Consider the following 9,179-nt stretch of genomic DNA (forward strand, 5'->3'; position numbering starts at 1 on the left):
CTGGCGGAACTGTCCTGCGGCCCCCACATTTTTGGGGCCGCAGGAATTACTTGGCCTTCTCGAGGATCTCGACGATGCGCCAGCGCTTCGTCGAGGACAGCGGACGCGTCTCCATGAGGAGGACGCGGTCGCCGACGCCTGCGGCGTTCTGCTCGTCGTGGGCCTTGAGCTTGTTCGTACGGCGGATGACCTTGCCGTACAGCGCGTGCTTCACGCGGTCCTCGACGGCGACGACGACGGTCTTGTCCATCTTGTCGCTGACGACGAGACCCTCACGGGTCTTGCGGAAGCCGCGGGAAGCGGTCTGCTCTTCAGTCACGTTGCTCTCGCTCATCAGGCGCTCTCCACCGTCTCGATGCCCAGCTCGCGCTCACGCATCAGGGTGTAGATCCGCGCGATGTCCTTCCGGACGGCCTTCAGCCGACCGTGGTTCTCGAGCTGACCGGTCGCCGCCTGGAAGCGGAGGTTGAACAGCTCTTCCTTGGCTTCGCGGAGCTTGTTGAGAAGCTCCTCGTCACCCAGTTCGCGCAGCTCGGACGCCTTGGTACCGGCCGACATCACGCTTCACCTGCCTCGCGCTTGACGATCCGGCACTTCATCGGCAGCTTGTGCGCTGCGCGAGTGAGGGCCTCACGGGCGATCTTCTCGTTGGGGTAGGACAGCTCGAACATGACCCGTCCCGGGTGCACGTTCGCGATCCACCACTCGGGAGAACCCTTACCGGAACCCATGCGGGTCTCGGCAGGCTTCTTCGTGAGCGGGCGGTCCGGGTAGATGTTGATCCAGACCTTGCCGCCACGCTTGATGTGGCGGGTCATCGCGATACGGGCGGCCTCGATCTGGCGGTTCGTCACGTACGCCGGCGTGAGGGCCTGAATGCCGTACTCGCCGAACGAAACCTGCGTACCGCCCTTGGCCTGACCACGGCGCTTGGGGTGGTGCTGCTTGCGGTGCTTGACCCTACGGGGGATCAGCATTTCGGTCAGGCCTCCGTTCCACCGGTAGAAGAGGGCGCGGCCTCAGCAGGAGCGGCGGCGGGAGCCTCGGCCTTGGGGGCCTCGGCAGCCGGCGCGGACTGCTGCGGCTTGCGGCCACGGCCGCCACGCTCGCCACCACGGCCACCGCCGCGGGCGGGACGGTCGCCGCCGCCACCCGGGCCGCCACCACGGGCCGGGCGGTTACCCGCACGGGCCGCGGCGTTCTCGGCACGGACCTCGGCGATGTTCTTGACGTCGCCCTTGTAGATCCAGACCTTCACACCGATACGGCCGAAGGTCGTCTTGGCCTCGAAGAAGCCGTAGTCCACGTTCGCGCGGAGCGTGTGCAGGGGCACGCGGCCCTCGCGGTAGAACTCCGAGCGGGACATCTCGGCGCCGCCGAGGCGACCGCCGCACTGGATCTTGATGCCCTTGGCGCCGGCCTTCATCGCCGACTGCATGCTCTTACGCATGGCGCGGCGGAAGGAGACGCGGGAGGAGAGCTGCTCGGCGACGGCCTGCGCGACCAACTGGGCATCCGTCTCGGGGTTCTTGACCTCGAGGATGTTCAGCTGGACCTGCTTGCCCGTGAGCTTCTCGAGGTCACCGCGGATGCGGTCGGCCTCGGCGCCACGGCGGCCGATGACGATGCCCGGACGAGCGGTGTGGATGTCCACACGCACACGGTCACGGGTGCGCTCGATCTCCACCTTCGAGATGCCGGCGCGCTCCATGCCGGACGTCATCATCCGACGGATGGCGACGTCTTCCTTGACGTAGTCCTTGTACAACTTGTCGGCGTACCACCGGGACTTGAAGTCCGTGGTGATGCCGAGCCGGAACCCGTGCGGGTTAACCTTCTGGCCCATTACCGGGTTCCTTCCTTGCTGCTGACGACCACGGTGATGTGGCTGGTCCGCTTGCGGATCCGGTAGGCGCGGCCCTGGGCACGCGGCCGGAACCGCTTCAGGGTCGGACCCTCGTCGACGTACGCCTCGGAAATGACGAGGCTGCCGGCGTCGGTGTGGTCGTAGTTGTGTGCGGCGTTGGCAATGGCGCTGTCCAGCACCTTGCCGACCGGCACGCTCGCGGCCTGCGGGGCGAAACGCAGGACCGCCTGAGCCTCCGTGGCGTCCATGCCACGGATGAGGTCCACCACGCGGCGGGCCTTCATGGGCGTGACGCGGATGTACCGCGCCTGGGCCCTGGCTTCCATGGTTGTCCCTTCAGTGTTTGTCATGGTCGGTCGCCCCGCGCTAGCGGCGCTTCGACTTCCGGTCGTCCTTGACGTGACCCCGGAAGGTGCGCGTCGGCGAGAACTCGCCGAGCTTGTGGCCGACCATCGACTCGGTGACAAACACCGGGATGTGGGTCTTGCCGTTGTGCACCGCGATCGTGTGGCCGAGCATGGCCGGGACGATCATCGAGCGGCGGGACCAGGTCTTGATGACGTTCTTGGAGCCGGCCTCGTTCTGTACGTCCACCTTCTTGATGAGGTGGCCGTCGACGAAGGGCCCCTTCTTGAGACTGCGCGGCATCTAAACCCGCTCCTAGCGCTTCTTGTTCGTCTTGCGGCGGCGGACGATGTACTTGTTCGAAGCCTTCTTCGGCGAACGAGTACGACCCTCCTTCTGACCCCACGGGGAGACCGGGTGGCGACCACCGGAGGTCTTGCCCTCACCACCACCGTGCGGGTGGTCGACCGGGTTCATCGCAACACCGCGGACGGACGGGCGAACGCCCAGCCAGCGCTTGCGGCCGGCCTTGCCCCAGTTGATGTTGCTCTGCTCGGCGTTGCCGACCTCGCCGACCGTGGCGCGGCAGCGCTGGTCGACCAGACGGATCTCGCCGGACGGCATACGAAGGTGGGCCATCGTGCCCTCCTTCGCGAGCAGCTGCACGGAGGCACCGGCGGAGCGGGCGAACTTGGCGCCGCCACCGGGACGGAGCTCGATCGCGTGGATCGTGGTACCGACCGGGATGTTGCGGAGCGCCAGGTTGTTGCCCGGCTTGATGTCGGCCCCGGGACCGTTCTCGACGCGGTCGCCCTGCGACAGGTTGCGGGGGGCGAGGATGTAGCGCTTCTCGCCGTCCGCGTAGTGCAGCAGCGCGATGCGCGCGGTGCGGTTGGGGTCGTACTCGATGTGCGCGACCTTCGCCGGCACGCCGTCCTTGTCATGGCGACGGAAGTCGATGACGCGGTAGGCGCGCTTGTGTCCGCCACCCTGGTGGCGAACGGTCACACGACCGGAATTGTTACGGCCGCCCTTGCTGTGCAGGGGGCGAACCAGCGACTTCTCCGGCGTGGACCGCGTGACCTCGACGAAGTCGGCGACGCTGGAGCCACGACGGCCCGGCGTAGTCGGCTTGTACTTGCGGATTCCCATTGTCTCTCAGTCCTCGGAACTTTCCCGATTATCTGGACGCTCCGACCCGCTTACGCGGCCGGACCGCCGAAGATGTCGATACGGTCGCCCTCAGCGAGGGTCACGATCGCGCGCTTGGAGCCCGCGCGCTGACCGAAACCGGTCTTGGTGCGCTTGCGCTTGCCCTGGCGGTTGATCGTGTTGACCCCGGTGACCTTGACCGAGAAGACCGCCTGGACGGCCTGCTTGATCTGGGTCTTGTTGGCGCCCGGAGCCACGATGAAGGTGTACTTGCCCTCGTCGAGGAGCGCGTAGCTCTTCTCGGAGACGACCGGCTTCAGCAGCACGTCACGGGGGTCCGTGAACGACTTGCTGATCGGCGTCTCGACGGTGTTCTTGCCCTCGGTCTCGTGGCGCTTCGCCTTGACGAGGCGCGCGAGCTTCTTGGCCTTGGCGGCCTTCGAGGCGATGCTCGGGTGACGCGTAGCCATCAGGCTTCGCTCCCTTCGGTGTCAGCGGCCTGGGGGCCAGACACGAAGGACTCGAAAGCGGCCTGGGTGAAGACCACGTCGTCCGAGACGAGAACGTCGTACGTGTTCAGCTGGCCCGGCTCCAGAATGTGGATCTGGGGCAGGTTGCGCGCGGAAAGCAGCGCGGCCTCGTCGGAGCGCTCGATGACCAGGAGCACGTTCTTGCGCTCGCTGACCTTGCCGAGGAAGCTCTTGGCGGCCTTGGTGGAGGGGGTCTCGCCCTCGATCACGCCGGTGATGACGTGGATGCGAGCGTTGCGGGCCCGGTCGGTGAGGGCGTGGCGCAGGGCCGCGGCCTTCATCTTCTTCGGGGTCCGCTGCGAGTAGTCGCGCGGCGTCGGGCCGTGCACGACGCCACCGCCGGCGAACTGCGGGGCGCGGGTCGAACCCTGACGGGCGCGGCCGGTGCCCTTCTGGCGGTACGGCTTCTTACCACCACCGCGGACCTCGCCACGACGCTTGACCTTGTGCGTGCCCTGACGGGCGGCGGCCAGCTGCGCGACGACGACCTGGTGAAGCAGGGGAATGCTGATCTTCTCTACGTCGAAGATCTCGGCCGGGAGCTCAACGGTCCCGGCGGTGTCGCCGGAGGGCGACAGAATGTCAATGGTGCTCATGTCAGGCCCCCTTGGCCGCGGTACGGACCAGGACGAGGCCGCCGTTCGGACCCGGGATGGCTCCCTTGATGAGGAGCAGTCCCTTCTCCGCGTCAACAGCGTGAACGGTCAGGTTCTGGGTGGTGACCCGCTCGTTGCCCATGCGGCCCGCCATGCGGACGCCCTTGAACACACGACCCGGGGTGGCACAGCCACCGATGGAGCCGGGAGAGCGGTGCTTGCGCTGGACACCGTGGCCGGCGCCGAGGCCCTTGAAGTTGTGGCGCTTCATGACACCGGCGAAGCCCTTGCCCTTGCTCTTGCCGGTCACGTCGACCTTGACGCCGGCCTCGAACACCTCAGCGGTGATCTCCTGGCCGAGCGTGTACTCGGAGGCGCCCGCGGTGCGGATCTCGACGAGGTGGCGACGCGGCGTGACATCGGCCTTGGCGAAGTGACCCTTGAGGGGCTTGTTCACCTTGCGCGGGTCGATCTCGCCGAAGGCGATCTGGACCGACTCGTAGCCGTCGGAGTCATTCGTACGGACCTGGGTCACGACGTTGGGTCCGGCCTTGACGACGGTCACGGGAACAACACGGTTGTTCTCGTCCCAAACCTGCGTCATGCCGAGCTTCTCGCCCAGGATGCCCTTGATCTGCTTTGCCATCTTCAGCTCACCGGCCCCTAGAGCTTGATCTCGATGTCGACACCGGCCGGGAGGTCGAGTCGCATCAGAGAGTCAACGGTCTTGGGGGTGGGGTCGAGGATGTCGATCAGGCGCTTGTGCGTGCGCATCTCGAAGTGCTCGCGAGAGTCCTTGTACTTGTGCGGCGACTTGATGACGCAGTACACGTTCTTCTCAGTGGGCAGCGGCACCGGGCCCGCGACCGACGCACCAGTGCGCGTCACCGTCTCGACGATCTTCTTCGCCGAGGAATCGATGACCTCGTGGTCGTAGGCCTTGAGCCGGATGCGGATCTTCTGTCCCGCCATGGCTACTCAGTAGTCCTGTCTCTTCGTACGCTCTGCACCTCGGTGGGCGCTTCCGTTCTCTTCGCTTCTCCGACCCACGCGGTCGGGTGTGTCGCACTGTCACCGACACAGAAGTCCCATCTTCGGAACTTCCCTGCTGGGAAAGCACGGCCCGTCCGGAACCGCAAGCCGAGGGCGAAGAGGCCCACCGGGTGCCTGGCCGGCGCCGCACCGCACTTCCCGAAAGATTCCCGTACGTCCGCCCCAGCGCTGCCGTTAAGACAGTTGGGGACGACGAGTACCGTGGGACTCGCTTCCGGTCCTCCCGACGGGAGGCGCGCAGCATCAACACTCGACCGAGCAACTCGGACAGTCTGCCATATGGCGCAGGCGGCTGGCCAATCGGGGCGTAGAGATTACCCCTGGAGTGACGCAGGTCAAACACATGCCCCCAGCGCGCGTCTCACCCAGCCCCCACCACCGTTCACCCCTGTGAATGAGAATCAAGTACGCACTCATTGACGCGTTCATAGCAAGCGCTTACGGTCCCTCATTAGAACGCGGGAAAGCGCTTTCCCTTGCACGGCACCCCTGGTCATGGGACGACCCTGGAGGCAGAACGATGCAAGTGAGACCAGTCATGGCAGGTGTCGGCCTGGTGGCCGGCACGCTCGTAGCACTCTCCGGCACCCCGGCGCAGGCCGCGAGCGCCACGCAGTACGTGTCACCGACCGGCACCGCGAGCGCGGCGGGCACCCTCGCCGCCCCCACCACCCTCGCCACAGCGATCAGCCGCATCGCGTCCGGCGGCACGATCTACCTGCGCGGCGGGACGTACACCTACTCGTCGACCGTCACCGTCCCCGTGGGCAGCGACGGCACATCGAGCGCACGGACCACCCTGACCGCCTACAACGGCGAGACCCCGGTCCTCAACTTCTCCTCGCAGAGCGAGAGTTCATCGAACCGCGGCCTCCAGCTGTACGCCAACTACTGGCACGTCTACGGCCTCACGGTGTCGCACGCGGGCGACAACGGCATCTACGTCGGCGGCAGCAACAACGTCATCGAGCGCACGGTGACGTCGTACAACCGCGACACGGGCCTCCAGCTGGGCCGCATCTCCTCCAGCACGCCGAGCTCGTCGTGGCCCTCGAACAACCTGGTCGTCAGCTCGGAATCACACGACAACGCCGACGCGGACGGCGAGGACGCGGACGGCTTCGCGGCAAAGCTGACGACCGGCGCCGGGAACGTCTTCCGCTACGACGTCTCCCACAACAACATCGACGACGGCTGGGACCTCTACACCAAGACCGACACGGGCGCGATCGGCCCGGTGACCATCGAGTACAGCCTCTCCTACGGCAACGGCACCCTGACCGACGGCAGCCAGAGCGGCGACGGCGACCGCAACGGCTACAAGCTCGGCGGCGACGACATCGCCGTCAACCACGTAGTCCTGCACGACATCGCCTACGGCAACGGCCATCACGGGTTCACCTACAACAGCAACCCCGGCACGATGACGATCTCGAACAACGTCGGCATCGACAACGCGGAGCGCAACTTCTCGTTCGACACGGGGACTTCGGTGTTCCGCACGAACACGTCCTGCCGGTTCGCGGTCAGCGGCTCGAACGACAAGACGGTGGGCGACGCGGACAGTTCGAACCAGTTCTGGACGGGGACGAACGGGGCGCGGTGCGGGTCGTACAGCGGCACGCTGGGGTGGTCGTTCGCGTCGAGCGGGACGTTGAGGGTGACGTTCGGGGGGACGGTGGTGAACCCGTAAGGGAGGGCCCCTGTCCGGCTATTCGGCGGCGTACGCCACGAAGTCGGTCCAGGTGGTGGGGGCGAGCGCGAGATGGGAGCCGTGGGTGTGCTTGGAGTCGCGGACGTGGATGGTGTGGGGGGTGGCGGCTATCTCGACGCAGTCGTTGCCGTTGCTGCTGTCGCTGTAGCTGCTCTTGAACCACAGCAGCTCGGAAGGCTCGCGGATCATGTTTCTCCCAGCACTTGCTCGATAAAGGCCAGCGACTCCTCTGGCGTGAGAGCCTGAGCCCGGATGATGCCATACCGCAGTTCCAGGACCCGGAGCTGCCTCGGGCTGTCGACCGGACGGCCCCCGAAATCGTCGTCCATCCGCCCCGCCCCCGAACCGTCCACGAACTTCAGCACCTGGATCCGCCCGCCCGTTCCAGGGTGGTTCGCGCGAGCCGTTGGCATGACTTGGAGTTCCACGTAGGGCAACTGCGCCACCTCCAGCATGTGTTCGAGCTGTCGGCGCAACACCATTGTGCCTCCGACCGGGCGACGCAACGTCACCTCTTCCTGGACGAAGCTCAGTTCAGGCGCGGGGTCGCGCTCGAAAATGGACTTGCGAGCCATGCGCCCCGCCAGCATGCGTTCCAACTCGCCCTGCGAATACGTCGGCCTCCACGTCCCCAGCAGCGCCCGCGCATACTCCGGTGTCTGCAACAACCCATGGATGTTGTGGTTGCTGTACAGCTGAAGCTCGACCGCCAAATCCTCCTTCTTCTTCAGGTCCCGTACCTTCTTCGGATACTGGGCCTTCTCCATATCCTCCTGGAACGCCCGCAGATGCCCACCCGCGTTCAGGACGTCGTCGGCCTGGTCCAGGAACTCCACCCGAGGAATCCGCACCCCGCGCTCGATCTTGCGGATCATGTCCTCGCCGTACCCCATGACGCGGGCGAAGTCGGCCACCCGCATCCCCGCCTGCTCCCGGCAGAACTTGACGAGTCGCCCCACCGCCTCAACCAACGGCGCGCTCTCGTCACCGGGTTCGAGGTCCCAGCCGGCCTCGTCCACACCCTCGTTCTCGTTGCTCGCGTTGCTCACGCTGTCGTCACTCATGGCCACCCACCTCCAACGCGCACCGGTACCCATACGTCGCCGGAGACAGCCGAGACAACGCGAGACAACGACGGGACAGCGCGGATACGTACAGGCGTCATCGCACGTCAAGGCAAGCACGGTCCGCCACGCTGAGTGACATGAACCAAGAAACTGCCGCGCCCGACCCTCAACTCGGCAACTCCGTCCGGAACTTCACGGTGCAGTTGTCCCCCACGCCCCGCGGTGCCCGCCTCGCCCGTCTCCTGGCCACCGAACAACTCCGCGCCTGGGCGATCCCGTTGGACCCGGCCCGCCTGCTCGTCGCCGAACTCGCCGCCAACGCGGCCACGCACAGCCGCGTACCGGGAAGGGACTTCAGACTCACCCTCTACGTCGTCGCCGGCATCCTGCGCATCGAAGTCACCGACACCCGGGGTGACCGCCCGCCGTACCCCCAAGTCCCGGCGCCGGACGGGGAGTCGGAGTCGGGCCGGGGTCTGCTGATCGTCGCCGCGCTCGCCGACCGCTGGGGCTGGGACCCGGGACCCCGCCCCCGCAAGACGGTCTGGGCGGAACTGGCACTGGGCCACGCACCGAAACCCGGAAACCCGAACTCCGGTGCACCTGGCGCCTTTTCCCAAGAACCCACGACGGCGAAATGACCCCCACCAAGCCCCACCCCACCCTCCCGGCAGCGAGGCTCGGCTCGATTCACCCATCCGGGTGAACATCATCAACTGGGCTGGATTCCGAGCGGGTTACGTGATCTACGCTCAGCGCAGCACCAACACAGGCTTCGCACAACAACCGCAGACATACGACGGCCCTCGCCGGGACGGCAATCCCAAGGCGAGGGCCTGACCACCAAGGAAGAGA

At 66.5% G+C, this 9,179-nt stretch carries 14 protein-coding genes and 1 pseudogene; 2 read left to right on the plus strand and 13 right to left on the minus strand.

Annotated features, from left to right (window positions below; all coding sequences use genetic code 11):
• Positions 1-46 precede the first annotated feature (46 nt).
• The 11 genes from rpsQ to rpsJ are packed head-to-tail and all read right to left on the minus strand — an operon-like array spanning position 47 to position 5,462.
• Positions 47-334 carry a 30S ribosomal protein S17 gene (rpsQ, locus tag ACIRRY_RS25085; RefSeq protein ID WP_019055521.1) on the minus strand — a complete coding sequence of 96 codons (288 nt, stop codon included), beginning with the start codon at positions 332-334 and terminating at the stop codon, positions 47-49.
• Positions 334-558 carry a 50S ribosomal protein L29 gene (gene rpmC / locus ACIRRY_RS25090; protein ID WP_005481220.1) on the minus strand — a complete coding sequence of 75 codons (225 nt, stop codon included), beginning with the start codon at positions 556-558 and terminating at the stop codon, positions 334-336. Before rpmC ends, rpsQ begins: the two co-directional genes overlap by 1 nt.
• Positions 558-977, minus strand: coding sequence for a 50S ribosomal protein L16 (gene rplP / locus ACIRRY_RS25095; RefSeq protein ID WP_010986348.1), 420 nt, complete (start codon positions 975-977; stop codon positions 558-560). The genes rpmC and rplP overlap by 1 nt, the downstream gene beginning before the upstream one ends.
• Positions 978-982: 5 nt before the next feature.
• On the minus strand, positions 983-1,846 hold the full coding sequence (gene rpsC / locus ACIRRY_RS25100; protein WP_403976570.1) for a 30S ribosomal protein S3: 864 nt from the start codon (positions 1,844-1,846) through the stop codon (positions 983-985).
• The gene (rplV, locus tag ACIRRY_RS25105) at positions 1,846-2,193 is read right to left on the minus strand and encodes a 50S ribosomal protein L22 (RefSeq protein WP_006604878.1); all 348 of its coding nucleotides are present in this window, start codon (positions 2,191-2,193) and stop codon (positions 1,846-1,848) included. The genes rpsC and rplV overlap by 1 nt, the downstream gene beginning before the upstream one ends.
• A 40-nt stretch (positions 2,194-2,233) precedes the next feature.
• Positions 2,234-2,515 (minus strand): 30S ribosomal protein S19, encoded by a 282-nt coding sequence (rpsS, locus tag ACIRRY_RS25110; protein WP_019055518.1) that lies wholly within the window; start codon positions 2,513-2,515, stop codon positions 2,234-2,236.
• A 12-nt stretch (positions 2,516-2,527) separates the two neighbouring features.
• Positions 2,528-3,364 (minus strand): 50S ribosomal protein L2, encoded by an 837-nt coding sequence (gene rplB, locus ACIRRY_RS25115; protein ID WP_403976572.1) that lies wholly within the window; start codon positions 3,362-3,364, stop codon positions 2,528-2,530.
• A gap of 50 nt (positions 3,365-3,414) precedes the next feature.
• Positions 3,415-3,834 (minus strand): 50S ribosomal protein L23, encoded by a 420-nt coding sequence (gene rplW / locus ACIRRY_RS25120; protein ID WP_403976574.1) that lies wholly within the window; start codon positions 3,832-3,834, stop codon positions 3,415-3,417.
• Entirely contained in the window at positions 3,834-4,490 is a 657-nt protein-coding gene (gene rplD, locus ACIRRY_RS25125; RefSeq protein WP_200681735.1) for a 50S ribosomal protein L4, read from the minus strand. The genes rplW and rplD overlap by 1 nt, the downstream gene beginning before the upstream one ends.
• A 1-nt stretch (position 4,491) precedes the next feature.
• A complete protein-coding gene (rplC, locus tag ACIRRY_RS25130; RefSeq protein WP_266861021.1) occupies positions 4,492-5,136 on the minus strand; it encodes a 50S ribosomal protein L3 in 645 nt (214 codons plus the stop codon).
• A gap of 17 nt (positions 5,137-5,153) precedes the next feature.
• Positions 5,154-5,462, minus strand: coding sequence for a 30S ribosomal protein S10 (rpsJ, locus tag ACIRRY_RS25135; protein WP_003948644.1), 309 nt, complete (start codon positions 5,460-5,462; stop codon positions 5,154-5,156).
• 691 nt (positions 5,463-6,153) lie between these two features.
• On the opposite strand from rpsJ, the pseudogene ACIRRY_RS25140 reads away from it, so the two are divergent.
• Positions 6,154-7,236: pseudogene (locus ACIRRY_RS25140) on the plus strand (right-handed parallel beta-helix repeat-containing protein); the annotation flags it as partial.
• 18 nt (positions 7,237-7,254) lie between these two features.
• Here the strand turns inward: ACIRRY_RS25140 and ACIRRY_RS25145 are convergent.
• On the minus strand, positions 7,255-7,446 hold the full coding sequence (locus tag ACIRRY_RS25145) for a DUF397 domain-containing protein (RefSeq protein ID WP_403976577.1): 192 nt from the start codon (positions 7,444-7,446) through the stop codon (positions 7,255-7,257).
• A complete protein-coding gene (locus tag ACIRRY_RS25150) occupies positions 7,443-8,321 on the minus strand; it encodes a helix-turn-helix transcriptional regulator (protein WP_403976579.1) in 879 nt (292 codons plus the stop codon). Before ACIRRY_RS25150 ends, ACIRRY_RS25145 begins: the two co-directional genes overlap by 4 nt.
• Positions 8,322-8,461: 140 nt before the next feature.
• Between ACIRRY_RS25150 and ACIRRY_RS25155 the strand changes: the two genes are divergently transcribed.
• A complete protein-coding gene (locus ACIRRY_RS25155) occupies positions 8,462-8,965 on the plus strand; it encodes an ATP-binding protein (protein ID WP_403976581.1) in 504 nt (167 codons plus the stop codon).
• Positions 8,966-9,179 lie beyond the last annotated feature (214 nt).

This window comes from Streptomyces sp. NPDC101776 (assembly GCF_044766845.1).
Taxonomy (GTDB): domain Bacteria; phylum Actinomycetota; class Actinomycetes; order Streptomycetales; family Streptomycetaceae; genus Streptomyces.